The organism is Streptomyces sp. H27-C3 (assembly GCF_030063415.1).
Classification (GTDB): Bacteria; Actinomycetota; Actinomycetes; order Streptomycetales; family Streptomycetaceae; genus Streptomyces.
The window spans coordinates 85,325-111,007 of the sequence record NZ_JASITA010000007.1 but is presented as its reverse complement, the minus strand read 5'-3'; the positions used below and the strand labels follow the sequence as shown (position 1 = coordinate 111,007).

25 protein-coding genes and 1 pseudogene are annotated in these 25,683 nt (G+C 69.1%); 9 read left to right on the top strand and 17 right to left on the bottom strand.

From position 1 onward, the window contains the following. Nucleotides 1-37: 37 nt before the first annotated feature. Nucleotides 38-1,231, top strand: coding sequence for a DUF7847 domain-containing protein (locus QMK30_RS08990; protein ID WP_283516663.1), 1,194 nt, complete (start codon nucleotides 38-40; stop codon nucleotides 1,229-1,231). 108 nt (nucleotides 1,232-1,339) lie between these two features. On the opposite strand, the gene QMK30_RS08985 is transcribed toward QMK30_RS08990, so the two are convergent. The 8 genes from QMK30_RS08985 to QMK30_RS08950 all read right to left on the bottom strand — a co-directional run bounded on the left by QMK30_RS08985 (nucleotide 1,340) and on the right by QMK30_RS08950 (nucleotide 7,937). Further along, the gene (locus QMK30_RS08985; RefSeq protein WP_283516662.1) at nucleotides 1,340-1,699 is read right to left on the bottom strand and encodes a metal-sulfur cluster assembly factor; all 360 of its coding nucleotides are present in this window, start codon (nucleotides 1,697-1,699) and stop codon (nucleotides 1,340-1,342) included. Continuing rightward, nucleotides 1,696-2,160, bottom strand: coding sequence for a Fe-S cluster assembly sulfur transfer protein SufU (gene sufU / locus QMK30_RS08980; protein ID WP_283516661.1), 465 nt, complete (start codon nucleotides 2,158-2,160; stop codon nucleotides 1,696-1,698). Before sufU ends, QMK30_RS08985 begins: the two co-directional genes overlap by 4 nt. An 11-nt stretch (nucleotides 2,161-2,171) precedes the next feature. Further along, nucleotides 2,172-3,428, bottom strand: coding sequence for a cysteine desulfurase (locus QMK30_RS08975; RefSeq protein ID WP_283516660.1), 1,257 nt, complete (start codon nucleotides 3,426-3,428; stop codon nucleotides 2,172-2,174). Beyond that, a complete protein-coding gene (gene sufC / locus QMK30_RS08970) occupies nucleotides 3,425-4,189 on the bottom strand; it encodes a Fe-S cluster assembly ATPase SufC (RefSeq protein ID WP_283516659.1) in 765 nt (254 codons plus the stop codon). Before sufC ends, QMK30_RS08975 begins: the two co-directional genes overlap by 4 nt. A 7-nt stretch (nucleotides 4,190-4,196) precedes the next feature. Next, nucleotides 4,197-4,514: a bifunctional 3-phenylpropionate/cinnamic acid dioxygenase ferredoxin subunit gene (locus tag QMK30_RS08965; protein ID WP_283516658.1), complete on the bottom strand. Its 318-nt coding sequence runs from the start codon at nucleotides 4,512-4,514 to the stop codon at nucleotides 4,197-4,199. Further along, nucleotides 4,514-5,692 carry a Fe-S cluster assembly protein SufD gene (sufD, locus tag QMK30_RS08960; RefSeq protein WP_283516657.1) on the bottom strand — a complete coding sequence of 393 codons (1,179 nt, stop codon included), beginning with the start codon at nucleotides 5,690-5,692 and terminating at the stop codon, nucleotides 4,514-4,516. The genes QMK30_RS08965 and sufD overlap by 1 nt, the downstream gene beginning before the upstream one ends. 68 nt (nucleotides 5,693-5,760) lie before the next feature. Continuing rightward, the gene (gene sufB, locus QMK30_RS08955; RefSeq protein ID WP_283516656.1) at nucleotides 5,761-7,182 is read right to left on the bottom strand and encodes a Fe-S cluster assembly protein SufB; all 1,422 of its coding nucleotides are present in this window, start codon (nucleotides 7,180-7,182) and stop codon (nucleotides 5,761-5,763) included. Next, nucleotides 7,179-7,937, bottom strand: a complete 759-nt coding sequence (locus QMK30_RS08950; protein ID WP_283516655.1) for a helix-turn-helix transcriptional regulator — start codon at nucleotides 7,935-7,937, stop codon at nucleotides 7,179-7,181. Before QMK30_RS08950 ends, sufB begins: the two co-directional genes overlap by 4 nt. 146 nt (nucleotides 7,938-8,083) lie before the next feature. Here QMK30_RS08950 and QMK30_RS08945 point away from each other — a divergent pair, with 146 nt between their 5' ends. The 3 genes from QMK30_RS08945 to QMK30_RS08935 all read left to right on the top strand — a co-directional run bounded on the left by QMK30_RS08945 (nucleotide 8,084) and on the right by QMK30_RS08935 (nucleotide 10,891). Then, nucleotides 8,084-9,010, top strand: a complete 927-nt coding sequence (locus tag QMK30_RS08945; RefSeq protein WP_283516654.1) for an ABC transporter ATP-binding protein — start codon at nucleotides 8,084-8,086, stop codon at nucleotides 9,008-9,010. Then, the gene (locus QMK30_RS08940) at nucleotides 9,007-9,774 is read left to right on the top strand and encodes an ABC transporter permease (RefSeq protein ID WP_283516653.1); all 768 of its coding nucleotides are present in this window, start codon (nucleotides 9,007-9,009) and stop codon (nucleotides 9,772-9,774) included. Before QMK30_RS08945 ends, QMK30_RS08940 begins: the two co-directional genes overlap by 4 nt. Before the next feature lie 145 nt (nucleotides 9,775-9,919). After that, nucleotides 9,920-10,891, top strand: a complete 972-nt coding sequence (locus QMK30_RS08935; RefSeq protein WP_283516652.1) for a COX15/CtaA family protein — start codon at nucleotides 9,920-9,922, stop codon at nucleotides 10,889-10,891. A gap of 10 nt (nucleotides 10,892-10,901) precedes the next feature. On the opposite strand, the pseudogene QMK30_RS08930 reads toward QMK30_RS08935, so the two are convergent. The 3 genes and pseudogenes from QMK30_RS08930 to QMK30_RS08920 form a co-directional block, all read right to left on the bottom strand. Beyond that, nucleotides 10,902-11,518: pseudogene (locus QMK30_RS08930) on the bottom strand (amidohydrolase family protein); the annotation flags it as partial. A 64-nt stretch (nucleotides 11,519-11,582) separates the two neighbouring features. Next, nucleotides 11,583-11,915, bottom strand: a complete 333-nt coding sequence (locus QMK30_RS08925; protein ID WP_283516651.1) for a hypothetical protein — start codon at nucleotides 11,913-11,915, stop codon at nucleotides 11,583-11,585. Nucleotides 11,916-12,001: 86 nt separating this feature from the next. After that, complete coding sequence (locus QMK30_RS08920) at nucleotides 12,002-12,955, bottom strand: heme o synthase (protein ID WP_283516650.1); 954 nt, start codon at nucleotides 12,953-12,955, stop codon at nucleotides 12,002-12,004. A gap of 330 nt (nucleotides 12,956-13,285) precedes the next feature. On the opposite strand from QMK30_RS08920, the gene tkt reads away from it, so the two are divergent. Genes tkt through pgl form a run of 5 tightly spaced genes read left to right on the top strand, consistent with a single transcriptional unit; the run spans nucleotide 13,286 to nucleotide 19,892 of the window. Continuing rightward, nucleotides 13,286-15,373 carry a transketolase gene (gene tkt / locus QMK30_RS08915; RefSeq protein ID WP_283516649.1) on the top strand — a complete coding sequence of 696 codons (2,088 nt, stop codon included), beginning with the start codon at nucleotides 13,286-13,288 and terminating at the stop codon, nucleotides 15,371-15,373. Between the two features lie 34 nt (nucleotides 15,374-15,407). Further along, nucleotides 15,408-16,526: a transaldolase gene (gene tal / locus QMK30_RS08910; protein ID WP_283516648.1), complete on the top strand. Its 1,119-nt coding sequence runs from the start codon at nucleotides 15,408-15,410 to the stop codon at nucleotides 16,524-16,526. A 5-nt stretch (nucleotides 16,527-16,531) separates the two neighbouring features. Further along, nucleotides 16,532-18,064 (top strand): glucose-6-phosphate dehydrogenase, encoded by a 1,533-nt coding sequence (zwf, locus tag QMK30_RS08905; protein WP_283516647.1) that lies wholly within the window; start codon nucleotides 16,532-16,534, stop codon nucleotides 18,062-18,064. Then, on the top strand, nucleotides 18,061-19,110 hold the full coding sequence (opcA, locus tag QMK30_RS08900; protein WP_283516646.1) for a glucose-6-phosphate dehydrogenase assembly protein OpcA: 1,050 nt from the start codon (nucleotides 18,061-18,063) through the stop codon (nucleotides 19,108-19,110). The genes zwf and opcA overlap by 4 nt, the downstream gene beginning before the upstream one ends. Continuing rightward, nucleotides 19,107-19,892, top strand: a complete 786-nt coding sequence (gene pgl / locus QMK30_RS08895) for a 6-phosphogluconolactonase (RefSeq protein WP_283516645.1) — start codon at nucleotides 19,107-19,109, stop codon at nucleotides 19,890-19,892. The genes opcA and pgl overlap by 4 nt, the downstream gene beginning before the upstream one ends. Before the next feature lie 265 nt (nucleotides 19,893-20,157). On the opposite strand, the gene QMK30_RS08890 is transcribed toward pgl, so the two are convergent. The 6 genes from QMK30_RS08890 to tpiA form a co-directional block, all read right to left on the bottom strand. Continuing rightward, nucleotides 20,158-21,666 carry a PH domain-containing protein gene (locus tag QMK30_RS08890; protein ID WP_283516644.1) on the bottom strand — a complete coding sequence of 503 codons (1,509 nt, stop codon included), beginning with the start codon at nucleotides 21,664-21,666 and terminating at the stop codon, nucleotides 20,158-20,160. Nucleotides 21,667-21,698: 32 nt separating this feature from the next. After that, nucleotides 21,699-22,193 (bottom strand): PH domain-containing protein, encoded by a 495-nt coding sequence (locus QMK30_RS08885; protein ID WP_502963102.1) that lies wholly within the window; start codon nucleotides 22,191-22,193, stop codon nucleotides 21,699-21,701. A gap of 5 nt (nucleotides 22,194-22,198) precedes the next feature. Further along, a complete protein-coding gene (gene pgi, locus QMK30_RS08880; RefSeq protein WP_283516793.1) occupies nucleotides 22,199-23,851 on the bottom strand; it encodes a glucose-6-phosphate isomerase in 1,653 nt (550 codons plus the stop codon). 163 nt (nucleotides 23,852-24,014) lie between these two features. After that, nucleotides 24,015-24,350 (bottom strand): RNA polymerase-binding protein RbpA, encoded by a 336-nt coding sequence (locus QMK30_RS08875; RefSeq protein ID WP_283516642.1) that lies wholly within the window; start codon nucleotides 24,348-24,350, stop codon nucleotides 24,015-24,017. A 178-nt stretch (nucleotides 24,351-24,528) separates the two neighbouring features. Beyond that, entirely contained in the window at nucleotides 24,529-24,759 is a 231-nt protein-coding gene (gene secG, locus QMK30_RS08870; protein ID WP_283516792.1) for a preprotein translocase subunit SecG, read from the bottom strand. Nucleotides 24,760-24,901: 142 nt separating this feature from the next. After that, nucleotides 24,902-25,681 (bottom strand): triose-phosphate isomerase, encoded by a 780-nt coding sequence (tpiA, locus tag QMK30_RS08865; RefSeq protein WP_283516641.1) that lies wholly within the window; start codon nucleotides 25,679-25,681, stop codon nucleotides 24,902-24,904. Nucleotides 25,682-25,683 lie beyond the last annotated feature (2 nt).

Genomic DNA, 25,683 nt, shown 5'->3' with positions numbered 1-25,683 from the left:
GCCTGGTCAGGCATGAAACACGACGGAGTGAGCAGCAGTGACGCAGGATTCAGGACCGAACGGGCCGCCCCACGGGGGGCCGCACGACGCCGGGCCGCAGAACAGCGGCCCGTATCCCGGTGGCGGTCCGCAGGGCGGCGGCCCGCACCACGGTGGCCCGTACGCCGGGCCGCCGCCGCCCGGCTGGCCCGGCTGGGCGCCCCCGCCGCCGCCCAAGCCCGGCGTGATCCCGCTGGGCCCGCTCGCCCTCAGCGACATCCTGGGCGGCAGCTTCACCACCATGGGCCGTTACTGGAAGCAACTGTTCGGCATAGCCGTGCTGATGTACGGCGCCGCCCTCCTGGTATCGGGCGCGGCGCTGGCGGTGGCGATATCCGCGGTCAAGAACGATCTGGACCTGGTCTTCGACTCCTCCGCGAACAACGACGACTTCACCTCCGAGACCGGCTGGTCACTGGGGATCGCCTTCGGCGCGGTATGGCTCGTCGCCATCCTGGCCATGGTGGTCGCCACCGCGACGATCCAGGCCGCGTGTCCCGCGGTGCTCCAGGAAGCGGTTCTCGGCCGTCGTACGACCATCGGCGCGGTGTGGCGCCGTGCCTGGCCCCGGGTGCCCGCAGTGATCGGCGCGATGCTGCTGCCGTGGCTCGCCGTGGCGGTCGCCGCAGGCCTCTTCCTGCTCGGCTATGTCTCGCTGCTCGTCAGCCTGACCCCCATGGAGTCGGACGTCGCCTCGGGTGTCTGGGCCGCGGTGGGCTTCGTGGGCTTCCTCGCGACGATCCCGCTGGTCACCTGGGCCTGGGTGCTGTTCAGCCTGGCCCCGGCCGCGGTGGTCTTCGAGTCCCAGCGCCCCGTGGCCGCACTACGCCGCTCGATCGAGCTGGTGCGCGGCTCCTGGTGGCGGATCTTCGGCATCACGACGCTGGCCGGGTTCATGGCCATGATCGCAGGCTACATCATCCAGATCCCGTTCACCATGATCGGCGTGCTGTCGATGCTCCCCACCATGTCGGACATGGGTTCGGAGCCCGGTCCTGCGCAGATCCTCGTCGCTGTGGGCACCTACATGGTGTTCATCATGCTGGGCGTGATGGTCAGCCAGATCTTCGCCACCACCTTCCCCCAGCTGGTGACCGGCCTGCTCTACGTCGACCAGCGCATCCGCAAGGAGAACCTGGCGCCGGTTCTCGCCGAGAGCGCCGCGGTGCCCCCGCCGCCCGCCGGCCACTGAGCGGGACCCCGACGCGAACAGCGATGCCCGCCGGTCATGAGGACCGGCGGGCATCGCTGTCGGGGCCGTAGGCCCCGGTGATCGAACTCAGACGTCGAAAAAACGAACTCAGACGTTGAAGCCGAGCGCGCGCAGCTGCTCGCGACCGTCGTCCGTGATCTTGTCCGGGCCCCACGGCGGCATCCAGACCCAGTTGATCTTCAGCTCGTTGACGATGCCCTCGGTCGCCGACTTCGCCTGGTCCTCGATGACGTCGGTCAGCGGGCAGGCCGCGGACGTCAGCGTCATGTCGATGGTGGCGACGTTCGAATCGTCGACGTGGACGCCGTAGATGAGGCCCAGGTTGACGACGTCGATGCCCAGCTCGGGGTCGACCACGTCGTACAGCGCCTCGCGGACCTCCTCCTCGGAGGCCGGCTTGGTCGTCAGGCCCGCGGTCTCGACGGGTGTCACTGCGTTCTCGCTCATGCGGTCTTCCTCTCGGCGCCGTCGCCCAGTGCCTGGGCCGTCGCGTCCTTCCATGCCATCCAGCTCAGCAGAGCACACTTCACTCGCGCCGGGTACTTCGAGACACCGGCGAACGCGACCGCGTCCTCCAGCACCTCTTCCATCGCGTCGTCGGGCTCCAGCTTGCCCTTGGACTGCATCAGCTCCAGGAAGTTCGCCTGGATGTTCTGCGCCTCGGCCAGCTCCTTGCCGACCAGCAGCTCATTGAGCACGGACGCGCTGGCCTGACTGATGGAGCAGCCCTGGCCCTCGTAACTGATGTCCGTGATGGTGTCGCCGTCGTACTTCACGCGGAGCGTGATCTCGTCGCCGCACGTCGGGTTCACATGGTGCACCTCGGCGTCGCCGTCTCTGAGACCGCGCCCGTGCGGATGCTTGTAGTGGTCCAGGATGACTTCCTGGTACATCGAATCCAGCTTCACGATCCCCAGCCCTAACCGAAGAAGTTCCGTACGTGCTCCAGGCCGTCGACCAGGGCATCGACCTCGGCCGGCGTGGAGTACAGATAGAACGACGCCCGCGTGGTCGCAGGAATTCCGTACCGCAGGCAGACCGGCCGTGCGCAGTGGTGTCCGACCCGGACCGCGATGCCCTGCTCGTCGAGGACCTGGCCCACGTCGTGCGGGTGAATGTCACCGAGCGTGAAGGAGATCGTCGCGCCGCGGTTCTCGGCCGTCGTCGGGCCAATGAACCGCAGGTCCGGGACGTTCCGCAGTCGCTCCATGGCGTACTCGGTGATCGCGTGTTCATGGGCGGCGATCTTGTCCATGCCGATCGCGGAGAGGTAGTCCACGGCCGCACCGAGGCCGACGGCCTGGGCGATCGGGGGCGTACCCGCCTCAAACTTGTGCGGGGCCGGCGCGTAGGTCGACGAGTGCATCGACACGGTCTCGATCATCTCGCCGCCGCCGAGGAACGGCGGCAGGTCCTCCAGGAGCTCCTGGCGTCCCCACAGCACACCGATGCCGGTCGGGCCGACCATCTTGTGCCCGGTGAAGGCCACGAAGTCGGCCTGCAGCGCCTGCACGTCGAGCACCATGTGCGGCGCGGCCTGCGAGGCGTCGATGCAGACAAGGGCGCCGACCTGCTGCGCCCGGCGGATGATCGCCTCGACCGGGTTGATCGTGCCCATGATGTTGGAGACCAGCGTGAAGGAGACGATCTTCGTCTTCTCGGTGATGATCTCGTTGATGTTCGACAGGTCGAGACGGCCGTCGTCGGTGATGCCGAACCACTTCAGCTGCGCGCCCGTGCGCTGCGAGAGCAGCTGCCACGGCACGATGTTGGAGTGGTGCTCCATCTCCGTGATGACGATTTCGGTCTCGTTGTCGACGCGATACGGCTCGTCGGCCCAGGCCAACATGTTGGCCACGAGGTTGAGCGACTCCGAGGCGTTCTTGGTGAAGATCACCTCGTCGCGGCTCGGCGCGTTGATGAAGGCGGCGACCTTGTCGCGAGCGCCCTCGTACAGCGCCGTGGCCTCCTCGGCCAGCACATGCACGCCACGGTGGACGTTCGCGTTGTGCTGCTCGTAGTACTCGTTCAGCGCGTCGAGGACCTGGCGCGGCTTCTGCGAAGTCGCCGCGTTGTCCAGGTAAACGATCTTCTTCCCGTCGTGGACCACACGATCCAGAAGGGGGAAGTCCTTGCGGATCGCCTCGGTGTCGAGGAGGCCGGGCAACTGTGTCACGCGGTCGCGCCACCCTTCGTGTATGCCTCGTAGCCCTCGGCCTCGAGCTTGTCGGCGAGCTCGGCGCCGCCGGACTCGGCGATGCGGCCGTTCGCGAACACGTGCACGAAGTCGGGCTTGATGTAGCGCAGGATGCGCGTGTAGTGGGTGATCAGCAGCGTGCCGACCTCACCGGACGCGCGGACGCGGTTGACGCCGTCGGAGACCTGGCGCAGCGCGTCGACGTCCAGACCGGAGTCCGTCTCGTCGAGGATCGCGATCTTCGGCTTGAGGAGCTCCAGCTGGAGGATCTCGTGGCGCTTCTTCTCGCCGCCGGAGAAGCCCTCGTTGACGTTGCGCTCGGAGAAGGCCGGGTCCATCTGGAGGGTCTCCATCGCGGTCTTGACCTCCTTCACCCAGGTGCGCAGCTTGGGGGCCTCGCCGCGCATCGCCGTCGCCGACGTGCGCAGGAAGTTGGAGACCGAGACGCCGGGGATCTCGACGGGGTACTGCATCGCCAGGAAAAGACCGGCGCGGGCGCGCTCGTCGACGGTCATCTCCAGGACGTCTTCGCCGTCGAGGGTCACCGTGCCGCTGGTGATCGTGTACTTGGGGTGGCCCGCGATCGAGTAAGCGAGGGTGGACTTGCCGGAGCCGTTGGGCCCCATGATGGCGTGGGTCTCACCCTGCTTGACCGTCAGGTCGACGCCCTTGAGGATCTCCTTCGTGGCGTGGTCGGCCTCGACGGATACGTGCAGGTCACGGATTTCAAGCGTTGCCATGGCTGTCTCAGGACTCCTGTGTGACGGAGACGAGCACATCGTCCCCTTCGATCTTTACGGGGTAAACGGGGACGGGGCGCGTCGCGGGAAGGCCGGACGGCTTGCCGGTGCGGAGGTCGAAGCTCGAGCCGTGCAACCAGCACTCGATCATGCAGTCCTCGACCTCGCCCTCCGAGAGGGACACGTTCGCGTGCGAGCAGATGTCGTTGATCGCGAACACCTCCCCCTCGGTGTGCACGACGGACACCGGCGTGCCGTCGAGTTCCACCCGCTTCGGGGTGTCCTCCTCCAGCTCGCTCAGCGCACAGGCTTTGACGAAGGCCATCAGACGGATGCCTCCAGCTCCGCGTCGATCTTGGCGAGGAGGCGCTCCTCCACATCCGGCAGACCGATCTGCTGGACGAGCTCGGCGAAGAAACCGCGGACGACGAGGCGGCGGGCCTCGTCGGCGGGGATGCCGCGCGACATGAGGTAGAAGAGCTGCTCGTCGTCGAAACGGCCGGTCGCCGAGGCGTGGCCCGCTCCGACGATCTCGCCGGTCTCGATCTCCAGGTTCGGCACGGAGTCGACCCGCGCGCCGTCCGTGAGAACGAGGTTGCGGTTCATCTCGTACGTGTCAGTGCCCTCGGCGGCGGCCTCGATGAGGACGTCACCGATCCACACGGCGTGGGCGCCGTCGCCCTGCAGCGCACCCTTGTACACGGCGTTGGACTTGCAGTGCGGCACGTTGTGGGTGACCAGGAGGCGGTGCTCCTGGTGCTGGCCGTGGTCGGTGAAGTACAGGCCGAAGAGCTCTGCCTCGCCGCCGGTGCCCGCGTACGTGATGCGGGGGTGCAGCCGCACCAGATTGCCGCCGAAGGTCACCACGACCGACTTGAACGAGGCGTCCCGGCCGATCAGCGCGTTGTGCTGCGCGACGTGCACGGCCTTGTCGTCCCAGTCCTGGACGGACACGACGGTCAGCTTCGCGCCGTCGCCGACGACGAAGTCGACGTTGGCGGCGAGCACGGCGTCACCGGTGTGGTCGATGACGACGACGGCCTCGGCGAAGGCGCCGAGCTCCACGACCTGGTGGCCGTAGGCGGTGCCGCCCTCGCCGTGCACGGCGATCCTGATCGGCTCGCTGAGCACCATCTCCTTGGGCACCGAGACGACCGAGGCCTTCTCGAAGGAGCTGTACGCCTGGGCGGCGACCCGGTCAACCGGCGTACCGGCCTTGCCGAGCCGCTTGTCGCCGCGGTCCACCGTCTCGACGACGACGCCCTCGGGCGCGTTCACCTCGACCGTGAGGACACCGCCTGCTTCGGCGGTCCCGTCGTGCAGACCGCGCAGCCGCTCAAGCGGCGTGAAGCGCCACTCCTCCTCGCGGCCGTGGGGCACCGGGAAGTCCGCCACCTCGAAGGACGGCGGGGCGCTCATGCGCGTGGCGACGGTGGACTCCGCGGCCACCGCGATGGACCCGGCGGTCGTGGAGCCGGCCGGAATGTTCTGAGCCTCAGCCATGGCTGTCGTTGTGCTCTCTTCCTAGGTGCGAATTCAGTCGCTGCTGAACGGGAACGGTCGGTCCGGCGTCAGCCGACCGAGCCCTCCATCTGCAGCTCGATCAGCCGGTTGAGCTCCAGGGCGTACTCCATGGGGAGCTCCTTGGCGATCGGCTCCACGAAGCCACGGACGATCATCGCCATGGCTTCGAACTCGGTCATGCCGCGGCTCATCAGGTAGAAGAGCTGGTCCTCGGAGACCTTGGAGACGGTCGCCTCGTGGCCCATGGACACGTCGTCCTCGCGGACGTCCACGTACGGGTACGTGTCGGAGCGGGAGATCGTGTCGACGAGCAGCGCGTCACAGAGCACGTTGGACTTCGAGCCCGGAGCGCCCTCGCCGATCTCGATCAGACCGCGGTACGAGGTACGGCCGCCGCCTCGCGCCACCGACTTGGAGACGATGTTCGAGGAGGTGTTCGGCGCCATGTGCACCATCTTCGCGCCGGCGTCCTGGTGCTGGCCCTCGCCCGCGAAGGCGATGGACAGGGTCTCGCCCTTGGCGTGCTCGCCCATCAGGTAGACGGCCGGGTACTTCATGGTGACCTTGGAGCCGATGTTGCCGTCGACCCACTCCATGGTCGCGCCCTCGTACGCCACGGCGCGCTTGGTGACCAGGTTGTAGACGTTGTTCGACCAGTTCTGGATGGTCGTGTAGCGGCAGCGGCCGCCCTTCTTCACGATGATCTCGACCACGGCGCTGTGCAGCGAGTCCGAGGAGTAGATCGGGGCGGTGCAGCCCTCGACGTAGTGGACGTACGCGTCCTCGTCGACGATGATCAGCGTCCGCTCGAACTGGCCCATGTTCTCCGTGTTGATACGGAAGTAGGCCTGGAGCGGGATCTCGACGTGGACGCCCTTGGGCACGTAGATGAACGAGCCGCCGGACCACACGGCCGAGTTCAGCGACGCGAACTTGTTGTCGCCGACCGGGATGATCGTGCCGAAGTACTCCTGGAAGAGCTCCGGGTGCTCCTTCAGCGCGGTGTCGGTGTCCATGAAGATGACACCCTGCGCTTCGAGCTCCTCGTTGATCTGGTGGTAGACCACCTCGGACTCGTACTGCGCGGCGACACCCGCGACGAGGCGCTGCTTCTCCGCCTCCGGGATGCCGAGCCGGTCGTACGTGTTCTTGATGTCCTCCGGCAGGTCCTCCCAGGACTGTGCCTGCTTCTCGGTGGACCGCACGAAGTACTTGATGTTGTCGAAGTCGATGCCCGACAGGTCGGAGCCCCAGTTCGGCATGGGCTTCTTGCCGAACAGCTTGAGGCCCTTGAGCCGCAGCTTCAGCATCCACTCCGGCTCGTTCTTCTTCTCCGAGATGTCGCGGACGACAGCCTCGGACAAGCCGCGCTTCGCCGTGGCGCCTGCCGCGTCGGAATCGGCCCAGCCGAATTCGTACGTACCCAGGCCCTCAAGTTCGGGGTGGGCAGTCTCCGTGGGGAGAGTCATGCGGGGTTCCTCCCGGCAGTGCTTGCGGATGCTGAGTGGGTCGTCTGTGCGGTGCTGTGCCGCGTGGTGCTGTGCGGGATGTACGTCGTGCACACCCCGTCGCCGTGGGCGATGGTGGCCAGTCGCTGGACGTGGGTCCCGAGCAGGCTGGAGAAGATCTCCGTCTCCGCCTCGCACAGCTGTGGGAACTTCTCCGCGACATGGGCGACAGGGCAGTGGTGCTGGCACAGCTGCTCGCCCTGCCCGTTCGGCGCGATTCGCGCCATGGCAGCGTACCCGTCCGCGCTCAAGGCCTTCGCGAGCGCCTCGGTGCGTGCTTCGGGCGGAGCGACCTCGACGGCCTCCCGGTACGTCTCGGCCTGCGCGGCGAAGCGGGCACGGGCGAACGCCGTGACGGCCGCCTCCCCCTGCTCGCCGCCGCCGCCGGCCTGCGCGATCCAGTGCAGGGCGTCGGCTGCCAGCGTGTCGTAGGACTGGTCGAAGGCATCCCGGCCGCAGTCGGTCAGTGCGAACACCTTCGCGGGGCGGCCACGGGTACGTGCGCCGTAGACGCGCTGCTCACGGGGCTCGACCACATCGTCGGAGACGAGGGTGTCGAGGTGGCGCCGGACCGCGGCCTGAGTGAGGCCGAGGCGCTTGGCCAGATCGGACACGGTCGAGGGGCCGTGGTCCAGGATGGAGCGCGCGACACGGTTGCGGGTCGACCGCTCACCTGTCGCGAGTTCCTCCTGCGGAGCCTCGCCAATGTATTTCACAACACCATTGTTGCGTAATTCCCCAGCGTCCGACAAGCGGAGCCGTGAGCAGATGGCGGTGGCCTCGATCACTTAGGGTCACCTAATCTCCCTGCTGCCGGGCCCCGCGGCCCGGCTGTCCGGCCCCCCTGCCTACACTCGCCAGCATGCGAAGCGAGCCCGTCGTCCAGGTCCGCGGCCTGGTCAAGCGGTACGGAACCAGGACCGCCGTGGACGGCCTCGATCTCGAGGTCGGCGCGGGCACCGTCACCGCCGTCCTCGGCCCGAACGGCGCCGGAAAGACCACCACAGTGGAAACCTGCGAGGGCTACCGCAGACCGGACGCGGGCACCGTGCGTGTCCTGGGCCTCGATCCGGTCGCCGACGCGGCGAAGCTGCGCCCGCGGATCGGCGTGATGCTCCAGTCCGGCGGCGTGTACACGGGGGCCAGGGCCGGCGAGATGCTCCGCCACATGGCCAAGCTGCACGCACATCCGCTCGGTGTGGATGCGCTGATCGAGCGTTTGGGGCTCGGCGACTGCGGCCGTACGACGTACCGGCGGCTCTCCGGCGGCCAGCAGCAGCGCCTCGCGCTGGCGATGGCCGTCGTCGGCCGCCCCGAGCTGGTCTTCCTGGACGAGCCGACCGCGGGCCTCGACCCGCAGGCCCGCCGCTCGACCTGGGACCTGCTGCGCGAGCTGCGCGCCGACGGGGTGAGCGCCGTACTGACCACGCACTTCATGGACGAGGCCGAGCAACTCGCCGACGACGTCGTGATCATCGACGCGGGCCGGGCCATCGCCCAGGGCAGCCCCGACGAGCTGTGCCGCGGCGGCGCGGAGAACACCCTGCGCTTCACCGGCCGCCCGGGTCTCGACGTCGTGTCGCTGCTCAAAGCGCTCCCCGTGGACACCCTGGCCGTCGAGCTGACCCCGGGCACCTACCGGATCACCGGCAAGATCGACCCGCAGCTGCTGGCCACCGTCACCTCCTGGTGCGCGCAGCACGGCGTGATGCCCGAGGGCATCGCCGTCGAGCGGCGCACCCTGGAGGACGTTTTCCTCGAGCTGACCGGTAAGGATCTGCGTTCATGAGCAGCGGCACCTACACTCCGAAGCCGGGCGCGGCTCCGCTGCCCACGATGATCGCGGCGCAGGCCGTGCTCGAAACGAAGATGCTGCTGCGCAACGGCGAGCAGCTGTTGCTCACCGTGATCATCCCGGCGCTGCTCCTTGTGCTGTTCTCGTCGGTGGACATCATCGACACCGGAGCGGGCAAGGCCGTCGACTTCCTGGCGCCGGGCATCCTGGCGCTCGCCGTCATGTCCACCGCCTTCACCGGGCAGGCCATCGCGACGGGCTTCGAGCGCCGCTACGGCGTGCTGAAGCGGCTGGGTACGTCGCCGCTGCCGCGCTGGGCCCTGCTCACCGCCAAGACCCTGTCAGTGCTGGTCACCGAGGTCCTCCAGGTGGTGCTGCTGACGGTGATCGCGTTCGGCCTCGGCTGGTCGCCGCACGGCAGCCCGGTCGCCGTGTTCCTGCTGCTGGTCCTCGGTACGGCGGCCTTCTCCGGTCTGGGGCTGCTGATGGCCGGCACCCTCAAGGCGGAGGCGACCCTGGCCGCCGCCAACCTGGTCTTCCTGCTGCTGCTGGTGGGCGGCGGCGTGATCGTGCCGCTCGACAAGTTCCCGGACGCCGCCCAGTCGGTTCTCGGGCTGCTGCCGATCTCCGCCCTGTCGGACGGTCTGCGCGACGTGCTCCAGCACGGCGCGGGCACCCCGTGGGGCGGCCTGGGAATCCTCGCGGTGTGGGCGGCGCTGGGCCTGGGCGCGGCGGCGCGTTTCTTCCGCTGGGAGTAGCGGGAGAGGATGCCCGCTCCTCCGGGAAAGAACACCCGCTCCTGGCACCGAGTCACCGGGTTCTCCAGGGACTCGCAGCGCGCTTTCTCCGGGGACACGCCTCCCCCGGACCCCTCGTGAATTCCCGCACAAGCACCGCTCTACGATGGTTGCCGTGTTGACCCCCCTCGCCTTCATCGCGCAGCGCTGGACACCCACCCCCCGTACGCTGCGCCGCGCCGCGCTCGCCGCCGTCGTGATGAGCGTGCTCATCGTCGTCACCGGCGGTGCCGTACGCCTGACCAGCTCCGGCCTCGGCTGCGACACCTGGCCCAAGTGCACCGACGACAGCCTGTTCGCGACGCCCGAGGAGGGAATCCACGGCGCGATCGAGTTCGGCAACCGCATGCTGACGTACGTGCTCTCGGCGGCGGTCGGCTGGGTGATCATCTCGGCGCGCGCGACGAAGCCCTGGCGGCGCGGGCTGACCCGGCTCGCCTGGGCCCAGTTCTGGATCGTCATGCTCAACGCCGTCCTCGGCGGCATCACCGTGATGGCGGGCCTCAACCCGTGGACCGTCGCGGGCCACTTCCTCGCCGCCACCTCGCTGCTCACGGTCGCCGTGATCACCTGGCAGCGCACCCGCGAAGGCGACACCGCTCCGCGCCCCCGCGCCCCCGGACCCGTGCGCAAGCTGTCCTGGGCCCTGCTCGCCACCTCCGCCGTACTGATCGCGGCGGGCACCGTGGTCACCGGCTCGGGACCGCACGCGGGCGACGGCAGCGACGTACCGCGGATGCCGTTCGACTGGGCGACCACCGCGCATGTGCACGCGATCGCGGCCTGGGTCGTGTGCGCGCTGGCGCTCGCCATGTGGCTGGCCCTGCGCGTCGTCGACGCGCCCAGGGACACCAAGGCGCGCGCGCGTGACCTGCTGCTCGTGCTCCTCGCCCAGGGCGCCGTCGGCTATGTGCAGTTCTTCACCGAGCTGCCCGAGATCCTCGTCGGCATCCACATGCTCGGCTCCTGCCTGGTGTGGATCGCGGTCCTGCGGGTCGCCCTGAGCCTGCGCGAGCGGCCGGTGGCCACCGCGTCGCTGCCCGCGCGGTCCGACTCGTCGGTGTCAGCCTCCGTCTGACGGCGGCCGGGCCGTAGACGCGGCGGGCGTTGCCCGCCGCGATCATCCCGGCGACACGTTCGGCGTCCGACCGCAGCCACGCCCCGTCGCCGACCCAGCAGCCCAGCACCCGCTCCAGCGCCTCCCGGAAGACCCGGGCGCCCACCACGTGCGGCTCGGGCAGGGCGCTCGCGCCGCTGGCGAAGAGCAGCTTCCCGAAGGGTGCGAGCTCCAGGATCTCCTCAAGGACGGCGGCGACCCGTGCCCCCGTGTGCGCGAGGGCCGGGCCGAGGTCGGCGTACACATACGGGAAGACACTCGCCAGGTGCGCGGCGTGCCGGTGGTACGGGTAGCCGTGCAGCAGCACCAGATCGGTGCCGAGCCCGGCCGTGGCGGCCACGAAGTCGGTGAGCGGCATCGGGTCCGTACGGTCAATGCGCGACTGCGGGTCGGCGGCGCCGACGTGCAGTCGCAGGGGCGGGCACCAGCGGCGCACCGCGAAGCCGGCCGGGGTGTCGAAGAAGGTCGTGCCGGCTGCGGGCGGCGCGGCGGTCCTGCCCAGATGCGCCTCGAAGGTGCCCAGAGGCCAAGCTCCGTACGGAGCACTCCGTGGCAGTACTGGTCGACCAGGGAAGGCGTATCGATCATCCGGGGCTCCCCGTGGTGGACGTACCTTCCACAGGCTCTAACGGGTGAACCGCCTTGGGTGTTGCTACCCGTTGGACGGGCCGCCGATCTGGATGCCCGCCATGCGGCTCCACTCGTACGGTCCGGTGCGCACCTTGGCCGCGAACGCGCCGTCGAAGGACTCGTGGAGGGTGATCCCGGCCTTCTCGGCGGCGCTCCGCGCGATGGCGTGGTCGGGCGCCACCAGGTCGCCCCAGTCGCCGTCCTCGCCGACGAGCACGATGCGGGTGCCCACCTGACCGATGTACGCGAGCTGGCCCTCGGCCCCGCCGTGCTGCTTGGCGAAGGCGCCGATCTCCTTGGCGAGCTTCGACGCCTTGCGCTCTGCCTGCTTCGTCGCCTGCTTCGTGTCTGCCATGAGACAGGATGCTACCGACGAGTAGCCCGATGGGCGAGGGGTGGGGTGCGGCTGCCGCGCCAACGGGTACCGGCCGGACACCCCTGCTAGCGCAGGAAGGGGTCGACCGCCACGGCGACGAAGAGCAGCGAGACGTAGGTGATGGACCAGTGGAACAGCCGCATCTCCTTGAGCTTCGCGCCCGTGACCCCGGCCTTGGCGCGGGACCGCAGCCCGTGCGCCTCCTTGAGCCACCACGCGCCCGCCACGACCGCGACCACCGTGTAGAACCAGCCCGTGTAGCCCAGCGGCGTCAGCAGCAGTGAGACGAACACCATCACCCAGCTGTAAGCGACGATCTGGCGGGCCACCACCTGATTGGAGGCAACGACGGGAAGCATCGGCACGCCGACGCGCGCGTAGTCCTCCTTGACCTTCATCGACAGCGGCCAGTAGTGCGGCGGCGTCCAGAAGAAGATGACGAGGAAGAGGATGATCGCGGCCCAGGACATCGAGTTGGTGACCGCGGACCAGCCGATGAGGACCGGCAGGCAGCCCGCGATGCCGCCCCAGACGATGTTCTGCGAGGTGCGCCGCTTGAGGATCATCGTGTAGACGACGACGTAGAACACCAGCGCGGCCAGCGAGAGCGCCGCGGACAGCCAGTTGACGAGCAGCCCGAACCAGAGGGTCGAGATCACCGCGAGGGAGATGCCGAAGACCAGGCATTCGCGCGGGCTCACGATTCCGGTGACCAGGGGCCGCTGCGACGTGCGGTCCATCAGCGCGTCGATGTCACGGTCGATGTACATGTTCAGCGCATTTGCGCCGCCTGCGGAAAGATAACCACCGAGGCAGGTCACCAGGACCAGCCACAGGTCGGGCACACCCTGCTCCGCCAGGAACATCACCGGGACGGTGGTGATCAGCAGCAGTTCGATGATCCGAGGCTTTGTCAGTGCCACGAACGCCTTGACCCGTGCTCCGAATGGCCGATGGCCTACCGGGCTCGGAGTCAAGACGACCCCTGCGGGTCGGGACTCGACGGCCGTCACGCACACCCCTGACAGAGAAATCCAGCAAGCTCCGGGCGTGAAGGCCCGGTAAAGGCTTGCGCGTACCACGCCACTGTAGACGTTGCCCATACGCCGCTCTTCGCGGGGGTGGGGTCGTGTTGAGCAGGGAGTCGCACAGCCACGTACCGAGGCAGCGCAGGGAAATACGTCCGCCGGGAGGCGGGCTCGCGCACCGCCCCGCAGTCTGACTGTGTCTGTTTTTCTCGAAGTCATGCAGTCGAAAAGATGCGTGTTCCCACGGGGGTAGGCTCGACAACGCCCGGTGCGGCTGCCAGTCACCGGGATTCGACATGTGGAGAGGAGCCCTGACGCAGGGTGAGCACCAAGCCGACCGCTACAGACCTCGAGTGGACCGAATTGGACCAGCGGGCTGTCGATACCGTCCGCGTCCTGGCCATGGATTCCGTACAGAAGGTCGGCAACGGCCACCCTGGTACGGCCATGAGCCTGGCCCCCGCCGCATATGTGCTGTTCCAGAAGCTGATGCGGCACGACCCTTCCGACGCCGAATGGACCGGACGCGACCGGTTCGTCCTGTCCGCGGGTCACTCCAGCCTGACGCTGTACATCCAGCTCTACCTGGCCGGGTACGGCCTGGAGCTGGACGACCTCAAGGCGTTCCGCACCTGGGGCTCGAAGACCCCGGGGCACCCTGAGTACGGGCACACGACCGGTGTGGAGACCACCACCGGCCCACTGGGCCAGGGGGTCGCCAACGCGGTGGGCATGGCCATGGCCTCCCGCTACGAGCGCGGCATGTTCGACCCGGACGCCGCAGCGGGCACCTCCCCGTTCGACCACACCATCTGGGCGATCGCCGGTGACGGCTGCCTCCAGGAGGGCATCTCCGCGGAGGCGTCCTCGCTGGCCGGGCACCAGAAGCTGGGCAATCTCGTCCTGCTGTGGGACGACAACCACATCTCGATCGAGGGCGACACGGAGGCCGCGGTCTCCGAGGACACCCTGGCGCGGTACGAGGCGTACGGTTGGCACGTCCAGCGCGTAGCACAGCTGCCCGACGGCGACCTCGACCCGGTCGGCCTGCACAGGGCGCTGCTCGCGGCCAAGGCCGAGACCACCCGCCCGTCGTTCATCGCGGCCCGCTCGATCATCGCCTGGCCGGCCCCGCACGCGCAGAACACCGAGGCCGCGCACGGCTCGGCGCTCGGCGACGAAGAGGTCGCTGCGACCAAGAAGGTGCTGGGCTTCGACCCCGAGAAGTCCTTCGAGGTCTCCGACGAGGTCATCGCGCACACCCGCGCGGTCCTCGACCGCGGCCGTGACGCCAAGGCCGGGTGGGAGAAGTCGTTCGCCGCCTGGCGGACCGCCAGCCCCGAGCGCGCCGCCGAGTTCGACCGCATCGCCGCGGGCGAGCTGCCCGTCGGCTGGGAGGAGAAGCTCCCGGTCTTCGAAACCGGCAAGGGTGTCGCCACCCGCGCCGCCTCCGGCAAGGTGCTCCAGGCGCTGGGCGAGGTCGTGCCCGAGCTGTGGGGCGGCTCCGCCGACCTCGCCGGCTCGAACAACACGACGATCGACAAGAACTCGTCGTTCCTCCCGGTGGGCAACCCGCTGCCGGGCGCGGACCCGTACGGGCGCACCATCCACTTCGGGATCCGCGAGCACGCCATGGCCGCGGCCATGAACGGCATCGCGCTGCACGGCAACACCCGCATCTACGGCGGCACCTTCCTGGTGTTCTCCGACTACATGCGCAACGCCGTCCGGCTCTCGGCGCTGATGCACCTGCCGGTCACCTACGTGTGGACACACGACTCGGTCGGCCTCGGCGAGGACGGTCCGACGCACCAGCCGGTCGAGCACCTGGCCACGCTGCGCGCCATCCCGGGCCTGAACGTGGTGCGCCCGGCCGACGCCAACGAGACGGCGATCGCCTGGCGCGAGATCCTCAAGCGCTACACCAAGGAGTTCGGCAAGGGCGCCCCGCACGGGCTCGCGCTGACCCGTCAGGGTGTGCCGACGTACGACGCCAACGAGGACGCCGCGCGCGGCGGTTACGTCCTGTTCGAGGCCGAGGGCGGCACGCCGCAGGTCGTCCTGATCGGCACCGGCTCCGAGGTGCGGCTCGCCGTCGAGGCGCGCGAGCAGCTCCAGGCCGCGGGTGTCGCGACCAGGGTGGTCTCGATGCCCTCGGTCGAGTGGTTCGAGGAGCAGGACCAGGCGTACCGGGACTCGGTACTGCCGCCGTCCGTCAAGGCTCGGGTGGCAGTCGAGGCCGGGATCGGTCTGACCTGGCACCGCTTCGTCGGTGACGCGGGCCGCATTGTCTCGCTGGAGCACTTCGGTGCTTCGGCCGACGGCAAGGTCCTCTTCCGCGAGTTCGGCTTCACCGCGGACGCAGTTGCCGCCGCCGCCCGGGAATCTCTCGAAGCCGCAGCGCGCTGACGCCGGTATACGACAAGTAGGAGATGGAAACCTCATGACAGACGCACTCAAGCGCCTCTCCGACGAAGGCGTCGCGATCTGGCTTGACGACCTTTCGCGCAAGCGGATCACGTCCGGCAATCTCGCCGAGCTGATCGACCAGCAGCACGTCGTGGGCGTCACGACCAACCCGTCGATCTTCCAGAAGGCGATCTCGTCCGGCGACGGTTACGAGCAGCAGCTCGCCGACCTCGCCGCCCGCAAGGTCACCGTCGAAGAAGCCATTCGCATGATCACGACGGTCGACGTCCGCGACGCCGCCGACATCCTGCGGCCGGTCTTCGACGCGACCGGCGGCCAGGACGGCCGGGTCTCCATCGAGGTCGACCCGCGCCTGGCGAACAACACCAGGGCGACGACCGCCGAGGCCAGGCAGCTGGCCTGGCTGGTGGACCGGCCGAATACCCTGATCAAGATCCCGGCCACCAGGGCGGGTCTCCCGGCGATCACCGAGACCATCGGTCTCGGCATCAGCGTCAACGTGACGCTGATCTTCTCGCTGGAGCGCTACCGCGAGGTCATGGACGCCTACCTGGCGGGTCTGGAGAAGGCGAAGGCCGCGGGCCTGGACCTGGCGAAGATCCACTCGGTGGCGTCGTTCTTCGTGTCTCGGGTGGACACCGAGATCGACAAGCGTCTGGACGCCCTGGGCACCGCCGAGGCCAAGGACCTCAAGGGCAAGGCCGCGCTGGCCAACGCCCGTCTCGCGTACGAGGCGTACGAGGCGATCTTCTCGTCCGACCGCTGGTCCGCGCTCGACAAGGCCCACGCCAACAAGCAGCGTCCGCTGTGGGCCTCGACCGGCGTCAAGGACCCGTCGTACAAGGACACCCTGTACGTCGATGACCTGGTCGCCCCCGGCACGGTGAACACCATGCCCGAGGCGACGCTCGACGCGACTGCCGACCACGGCCAGATCACGGGCAACACGATCGCCGGTACCTACGGGCAGTCGCGCACCGATCTGGACGCCATCGAGAAGCTCGGCATCGCCTACGACGATGTCGTGCGGCTCCTCGAGGACGAAGGCGTCGAGAAGTTCGCGGCGTCCTGGAACGACCTGCTCAAGTCCACCGAGGCGGAGCTCAAGCGCCTCTCCCCTTCGGAGGCCTGACCCTCTTGTCTGCTGTACGCGGAGCTAACCCGCTCCGTGACGCTCAGGACCGGCGGCTCCCGCGCATCGCGGGGCCGTCCGGCCTGGTCATTTTTGGCGTCACGGGCGATTTGTCACGCAAAAAGCTGATGCCCGCCGTCTACGACCTGGCCAATCGCGGCCTGCTGCCGCCAGGCTTCTCGCTCATCGGCTTCGCACGCCGCGACTGGGAGACCGAAGACTTCGCCCAAGTCGTCCACGACGCCGTCAAGGAACACGCACGCACGCCTTTCCGCGAGGAAGTCTGGCAGCAGCTGATCCAGGGCATGCGGTTCGTCCAGGGCGACTTCGACGACGACAAGGCGTTCGCGACGCTCAAGTCGACGATCGCCGAGCTCGACCAGGCGCAGGGGACCGGCGGCAACTTCGCCTTCTACCTGTCCGTCCCGCCCAAGTTCTTCCCCAAGGTCGTCAAGCAGCTCAAGAAGCACGGGCTCGCCGACCAGCAGGAAGGTTCGTGGCGGCGCGCCGTCATCGAGAAGCCCTTCGGGCACGACCTGGCCTCCGCACAGGAGCTCAACCGGATCGTGCACGAGGTCTTCCCGCCCCACGAGGTCTTCCGGATCGACCACTACCTGGGCAAGGAGACGGTCCAGAACATCCTGGCCCTGCGATTCGCCAACCAGATGTTCGAGCCCCTCTGGAACCGGTCGTACGTCGACCACATCCAGATCACGATGGCCGAGGACATCGGCATCGGCGGCCGCGCCGGCTACTACGACGGCATCGGCGCCGCTCGCGACGTCATCCAGAATCACCTCCTGCAGCTGCTCGCGCTGACCGCCATGGAGGAGCCCGCCTCCTTCGAGGCGGACGCGCTGGTCGCCGAGAAGACCAAGGTCCTGGGCGCCGTCAGGCTCCCCAGGGACCTGGGCCAGGAGACCGTGCGCGGCCAGTACGCGGCGGGCTGGCAGGGCGGCGAGAAGGCCGTCGGCTATCTCCAGGAAGAGGGCATCGACCCCAAGTCGACGACCGACACCTACGCCGCGGTCAAGCTGGAGATCGACAACCGCCGCTGGGCGGGTGTGCCGTTCTATCTCCGTACGGGCAAGCGCCTCGGCCGCCGTGTCACCGAGATCGCGGTGGTTTTCCAGCGCGCCCCGCACTCCCCCTTCGACCGCACGGCGACGGAGGAGTTGGGGCAGAACGCCCTGGTCATCCGCGTGCAGCCGGACGAGGGCGTGACGGTCAGGTTCGGCTCGAAGGTGCCGGGCACCTCCATGGAGGTGCGGGACGTCTCGATGGACTTCGCGTACGGCGAGTCCTTCACGGAGTCCAGCCCCGAGGCGTACGAGCGCCTGATCCTCGACGTCCTGCTCGGCGACTCCAACCTCTTCCCGCGTCTGGAAGAGGTCGAGCAGTCCTGGCGCATCCTCGACCCGATCGAGGAGTACTGGGACAAGCACGGCAAGCCCGCGCAGTACGTGGCCGGCACCTGGGGCCCGGACGAGGCGGACGAAATGCTCGCACGAGACGGACGGAGCTGGCGTCGGCCATGAAATTCGATCTGACGGACACCACGGCCAGCAAGATCAACAAGACACTGGTCCAGGGTCGCCGTGCCATCGGCACGCCCGCCGTCGGCATGGTGCTGACCTTGGTCATCGTCACCGACGAGGAGAACGCGTACGACGCGCTCAAGGCGGCCAACGAGGCCTCCCACGAGCACCCTTCGCGCACCCTCGTCGTCATCAAGCGGGTCTCGCGCTCGCCCCGCGACCGCGCCAAGGCGCGCCTCGATGCCGAGGTGCGGGTGGGCGCGGACGCGGGCACCGGTGAGACGGTCGTCCTGCGGCTGTACGGCGAGGTCATCAACCACGCCCAGTCGGTCGTGCTGCCGCTGCTGCTGCCCGACGCGCCGGTCGTCGTGTGGTGGGCGGTGAACGCGCCGCTCGACCCGGCGAAGGACCCGCTCGGTGCGCTGGCCCAGCGCCGCGTCACCGACACGTATGCCGCCGAGCACCCCATCCAGGAGCTGTCGGCGCGCGCCGACACCTACACGCCGGGCGACACCGACCTGTCCTGGACGCGCATCACGCCGTGGCGCTCGATGCTCGCGGCCGCGCTGGACCAGGTGCAGTGCGAGGTCACCTCGGTGGAGGTGGAGGGCGAGGAGTTCAACCCGAGCGTCGAGCTGCTCGCCATGTGGCTGGCCGGGCGGCTGGCCGTACCGGTCAAGCGCGCCCTGTCCGCGGGGCCCGGTCTGACGGGCGTGCGGATGGAGACGGACTTCGGACCGATCTCGCTCGGCCGGTCGGACGGCTCGCTCGCGACGCTGTCCATCGATGGCCAGCCAAACCGCGCGGTGGCGCTCAAGCGGCGGGAGACCGCCGAGCTGATCGCCGAGGAGCTGCGCAGGCTCGACCCGGACGACACGTACGCGACCGCGCTGAAGTTCGGCGTCGACCGGCTCGGTGAGCCGGAGGAGCAGACGCGGGTGCCTGTTGCGGAGGCGGAAGCGAGTGCCACGGCGGACGACGCGAAGGCGCAGCCCGCCGCTGCCGCAGCGAAGAAGGCTCCGGCCAAGAAAGCGGCGTCGAAGTGAGTGGTGCACCTCAGCTTGTCGTGCATCACGACAAGGAGCTGATGGCGCAGGCCGCGGCGGCCCGGCTGATCACGAAGATCGTGGATGCCCAGGCCGCGCGCGGTTCGGCGTCGGTGGTGCTGACGGGCGGACGCAACGGCAACGGGCTGCTGGCCGCGCTGGCCTCCTCACCGGCCCGGGACGCGATCGACTGGCGCCGCCTGGACCTGTGGTGGGGCGACGAGCGGTTCCTGCCGGACGGTGACCCGGAGCGCAACGTCACGCAGGCCCGCGAGGCCCTGCTGGACTCGGTGCCGCTCGATCCTGCCCGGGTGCACGCGATGCCGGCTTCGGACGGTCCGTACGCCGATGACGCGGACGCCGCGGCTGCCGCGTACGCCGCCGAACTGGCCGCCGCCGCTGGGCCGGAGGACCACGGCCCCGTGCCGTCCTTCGACGTCCTGATGCTGGGCGTCGGCCCGGACACGCATGTGGCTTCGCTGTTCCCTGAGCTGCCCGCCGTCCGGGAGACGGAGCGCACGGTGGTCGGCGTCCACGGCGCCCCCAAGCCGCCGCCGACCCGGATCTCGCTCACGCTGCCCGCGATCCGTGCGGCGCGTGAGGTGTGGCTTCTCGCCGCGGGCGAGGACAAGGCGAAGGCCGCGGCGATCGCCCTGTCGGGCGCCGGGGAGATTCAGGCGCCGGCGGCAGGCGCGTACGGGCGCAGCCGGACCCTGTGGCTGCTGGACGACGCGGCGGCTTCGCAGCTGCCGCGCTCGTTGTACCCACCGGCTACGTCCTGACGGACCCGAGTTACGCCGAAGGCCCGGCCCACCATGTGGTGGGCCGGGCCTTCGGCATGGGGGTTGCCTGCGGCGCTGTTCCCCTACCCGTCCCTTCCCGAAACCGGGGCAGGCCCCGGACCCCGGACGGGCTGAAGCCCCTGGCCCACTTCAGCCCGTCCGGCGATTGAGGACCGGGGTCTGGGGCGGAGCCCCAGTTCGGGAAGGGGCGGGTAGGGGACAAGCCCGCCGCAGGCGCCCACCCGCACCCGCGACCCCGCGCCCCCTACTCCCCCCGCTCCAGAAACGGCCCCAGCACCCCCGGCACCGCATCCGCCGCGAACCTCAGCCCTTCGGGCTGCCCCGCGTCGTGGACCGAGTACGCCCCCGCCCCCGCTGCCGTCGTCGCCGTGAGCGTGATCAGTCCGGCCCGGCGCTGGAAGACGGACTGCTTGACCGTCCAGCCGATGACCCCGCCCCGCTGGAGCGCCACCGTCGTACGACGTACCGTCCCCGACCGCGCCACCAGGTAGTCGCCGCTGATCGCGTGCCCGAGGCTGCGGTACGCGTCGGCGGCCAGGTAGTACGCGAGCGGCAGCAGCACCACCACGCACGCCCCGGCCACGTACAGCAGGACGTCGGTCAGCAGGACGCCGAGCACGGCGAGGACGAGCACCGGCGGCAGGGCCGCGGCGAAGGCCCAGCGCAGCCGCCGGGCGCGGGCCGCGCGCGGGTGCGGCGCGAGGCGGGCCGTGCTCGTCGGGGACGATGCCACGCGCAGGACGTCCGCCGCCACCGACTCCGCGACGGCTCGGGGTGCGGCGGGCAGCAGCGTCTTGTGGTCGGCGTTGCGGCTGCTCTCGTCCTCGGCGAGGCCGGTGGCGACCGCGTCCACCCGGGCCGCGCCAAGGGTCCGTACGCCGAGCGGTTCGACCAGCTCCACCCCACGCAGTCTGCGCTCCTCGATGGAGATCGAGCGGGTGGTGAACAGCCCGCGGCGCACCCGCAGTGTGCCGCCGGGCTCCCGCTCCAGGCGGTAGTTCCACCACATCTCGACCCACAGGCCGAGCGCGCCGACGGCGCCCGTCACGCAGGCCCCGACGACGAGCGACACGACGATCCAGACGACCGAGGTGTCCTGGAAGCGGTCGCCCACCCAGTTGATCAGCTTGCCCTGGGCGCCGAACCATTCGCTGACCTGCATCAGACCGCCGACCGCCGCGCCGCCCAGCGCCGGGGCGACGAAGGAGACCGGCGCGTACCGGATCCAGCGGAGGTCGAGCGTGGCCAGTTCGCCCTCGCGGTGCGCTCCGGGTTCGCCGGGAGCCGCCCGCGCCAGCAGTTCCCGGCGGAGCCGTTCACCCTCCTCGCGGGTGACCGGGTCGAGTTCGAGCGTGGACTCACCACCGCCGGTGCTCTCGCCCGTACCGATACGGACCTTCACCAGGCCGAGCAGTCGCAGCATCACATTGGCCGTCAGGTCGACGCTGCGGATGCGCTCCCGGGCCAGTGAGCGGCGCTTGACGAGCAGCAGCCCGGTGTGGAGTTCGGCGCGCTCGGCGCCGATGCGGTAGCGGGTCCTGCGCCACCGCACATAGTCGGCCGCAGTGCCACCCACGATCACCAGGACCGCGCCGGCCAGTACCCAACCGATGGCGACCCACAGGGGCCGGCCGTTCGCCAGGCCGAGCGTGGCGGGCACTCCGGCGCCCACCCCCACACCGCCCATGACCAGCGCGGTGACGAGTACCGTGCGCACACTGAGCCGCTGCCAGCCGTCCGGCGTCTCCTCCATCGCGCTGTCCCCCGCTTTCGTCCCCGTACCGGTCACGTCGCGTCCCCGGGCGTCGCCCGGGTGATCCGCGTCAGCTGTTCGGCCAGTGACGCGGCCAGCTCATGGTCGAGCCCCTCGATCTTCACCGCGCCCTTGGACGAGGCGGTGGTGACGATGACGGTGGCGAGTCTGAAGGCCTGCTCAAGCGGGCCGCGCACGGTGTCCACGGTCTGGATCCGCGACATGGGCGCGATCCGCCACTCCTGCCAGAAGAAGCCGGTACGGACGTACACCGCGTCGTCCGTGACCTCCCAGCGGTGCACCCGGAACCACCACAGCGGCAGGAACACCGCGCAGGCCAGCCCCGGCACCCCGACCGCGGCGGCGGACAGCAGCAGCCACGGCCGTGCGGGCGCGACGAGCACGCTCAGCACGACCAGCACGGCCACCACGGGCAGGACCAGCAGCAGCCACTGTGTGCGCCACCAGCCGACGACCCGCCCGTCCAGCGTGTTGTTCGGCGGTCTCAGCCGGACGGGGGCCTCTATGGAGTTCAACGGCCGCGCAGCGTGCGGTACTTGCCGACAAGTGCGGCGGTCGAGCTGTCCAGCTGCTCGCCCTGGGTCCCTTCGGTCAGCACGGGCTCGATCTTCTTGGCGAGGACCTTGCCGAGCTCCACACCCCACTGATCGAACGAGTCGATGTTCCAGACGGCCCCCTGGACGAACACCTTGTGCTCGTAGAGCGCGATCAACTGCCCCAGCACGGACGGGGTCAGCTCCTCGGCGAGGATCGTCGTCGTCGGGTGGTTGCCCTGGAAGGTCTTGTGCGCCACCAGCTCCTCGGCCACACCCTCCGCCCGCACCTCGTCCGGCGTCTTGCCGAAGGCCAGCGCCTGGGTCTGGGCGAAGAAGTTCGCCATGAGCAGGTCGTGCTGCTCTTCCAGCCCGGGGGTCAGGTCGGCGACCGGCTTGGCGAAGCCGATGAAGTCCGCCGGAATGACCTTGGTCCCCTGGTGCAGCAACTGGTAGTACGCGTGCTGCCCGTTGGTGCCGGGGGTGCCCCAGACGACGGGGCCCGTCTGCCAGTCGACGGCGTTGCCGTCACGGTCCACCGACTTGCCGTTGGACTCCATGTCCAGCTGCTGGAGGTACGCCGTGAACTTCGACAGATAGTGGCTGTACGGAAGGACCGCGTGCGCCTGCGCGTCGAAGAACCCGCCGTACCAGACGCCGAGCAGGCCCAGTAGCAGCGGTGCGTTCTCCTCGGCGGGCGCGGTGCGGAAGTGCTCGTCGACGAGGTGGAAGCCGGCCAGCATCTCGCGGAAGCGGTCGGGGCCGATGGCGATCATCAGTGACAGGCCGATGGCCGAGTCGAACGAGTAGCGCCCGCCGACCCAGTCCCAGAATCCGAACATGTTGGCCGTGTCGATGCCGAAGTCGGCGACCTTCTCGGCATTCGTGGACAGCGCCACGAAGTGCTTGGCGACGGCGTCGTCACCGGCGCGGAGGTTCGTCAGCAGCCAGTCGCGCGCCGAGGTGGCGTTGGTGATGGTCTCGATCGTGGTGAACGTCTTGGACGCGATGATGAACAGCGTCTCGGCCGGGTCCAAGTCCCGCACGGCCTCGTGCAGATCGGCCCCGTCGACGTTGGACACGAAGCGGACCGTGAGGCCGCGGTCGGTGAAGGAGCGCAGCGCCTCGTACGCCATGGCGGGTCCGAGATCGGAGCCGCCGATGCCGATGTTCACCACGTTCTTGATGCGCTTGCCGGTGTGGCCGGTCCACTGCCCCGACCTGACCCGGTCGGAGAAGGCGGCCATCTTGTCGAGCACGGTGTGCACGGCCGGTACGACGTTCTCCCCGTCGACGTCGATCACCGCGTCGCGCGGGGCGCGCAGCGCCGTGTGCAGCACCGCACGGTCCTCGGTGGTGTTGATCCGCTCGCCGCGGAACATCGCGTCACGCAGCTCGGCGACGCCGGTGGCGGCGGCCAGCTCGCGCAGCAGTCCAAGGGTCTCGCCGGTCACCAGGTGCTTGGAGTAGTCGAGATGGAGATCGCCGACCGTGAGGGTGTACCCGGTGCCCCGCTGCGGATCATCGGCGAACAGCTCTCGCAGATGTGTCCGGCCCAGCTGCTCACGATGCTTGCCCAGAGCGGTCCACTCGGTCGTGTGGTTCAGCCTGGTGCGGCTCTCTGCGTTCATCTCGGACATCAGCCCATTCTTCTCGTACCTGCGTCCATGCCCCCCGCCTCTCCAACCTAATTGATCAGAGCGGCAGACGGCGTGCGGAAGCACCCAGTGGCACGCGGTGGCCGACAAAGCGATCCGGCCGGACACCCTGAGGCATCCGGCCGGATCGCAATTCCTAGATTTCGCCGCGTAGTTTCGCGAGCGCTTCGGCGAGGATCGCCTCGCCGTCCGCGTCGCTGCGCCGCTCCCGTACATACGCGAGATGCGTCTTGTACGGCTCGGTGCGTGGTGGGGCCGGCGGGTTGTCGCGGTCCTGGCCCGCCGGGAATCCGCAGCGCGGGCAGTCCCAGTTGTCCGGAACCTGCGCGTCGCTAGCGAAGCTCGGCTGCGTCTCGTGCCCGTTCGAGCACCAGAAGGACATGCGGAGACGGGGCGCGGACTCGCCGCGCTCAGCCTCACCCATCGGCCCCGCTCCGACCCGGCTTCCCCGGATCGCGTTGCCACTTGCCACGGTCGTAACTCCCTGCGTGATGGTGCTGCGAAGCGTCGTCAAACAGCTCGGCTGCTGCGCCCCGGTCTACCGAAGGCCCAACGCGCATCCCGCTACTGGAGTTACATCCGCACTCCAGGACGCGTGGAGACGCTGGGCCCATGATAGGCCGCACCTCGCCTCCCTATCGGAGGACGGGTCAGCTGTCCAGCTTCATCAGCAACGCAAGAACGACAATGCACGCGAACCACAACAGACCGATGACCACCGTGATCCGGTCGAGGTTGCGCTCGGCGACCGAGGACCCTCCGACGGACGACTGCATGCCGCCACCGAACATGTCGGAGAGGCCGCCGCCTTTCCCCTTGTGCATCAGAACCAGCATCATCATCAGCAGGCTGAAGACGATCAGGGCGATCGAGAACCCCATAACCACGGCTGGACCAACTTCCTCGGACTTCGCAAACGGACGGGACTCACATACGACGACGGGGGCCGGACGGCTGTCTGTACAGCCCCCGGCCCCCGCAAGACTACGACGGATCGCCCCTAAGGCCTACTCACTGGTCGCCCTACTGGTCACGGAACCGGACGATCTTGACGAACTCGTCGACATCCAGTGCCGCACCGCCCACCAGGGCACCGTCCACGTCCGGCTGCGCCATGATCGCGGCGACGTTCCCGGACTTGACCGAGCCGCCGTACTGGATGCGGACCTTGTCGGCCAGCTCCTGCGAGTACAGCTCGGCGAGACGGCCGCGGATCGCTCCGCAGACCTCCTGCGCGTCCTCGGGGGTAGCGACCTCGCCGGTGCCGATCGCCCACACCGGCTCGTACGCGATCACGATGGACTCGGCCTGCTCGGCCGGGATGTCCTTCAGTCCGCCGTCGAGCTGGGCAAGGGTGTACGCGACCTGATTGCCGGCCTTACGGACGTCCAGGCCCTCGCCGATGCACAGGATGGGCGTCAGGTCGTGCTGGTACGCGGCCTTCACCTTCGCGTTGCAGATCTCGTCGGTCTCGGCGTGGTACTGGCGGCGCTCGGAGTGCCCGACCGCGACGTACGCACACTTGAACTTGGCGAGCATGAGGCCCGAGATCTCGCCGGTGTAGGCACCGGACTCGTGCGCCGAGATGTCCTGGGCGCCGTACTTGATCTTGAGCTTGTCGCCGTCGACCAGGGTCTGTACGGACCGCAGGTCGGTGAAGGGCGGCAGGACCGCGACCTCCACGGCGTCGTAGTCCTTGTCGGCCAGCGCGAAGGACAACTTCTGGACGTGGGCGATGGCCTCGAGGTGGTTGAGGTTCATCTTCCAGTTGCCCGCCATCAGCGGGGTGCGGGTGCTGCTCATAT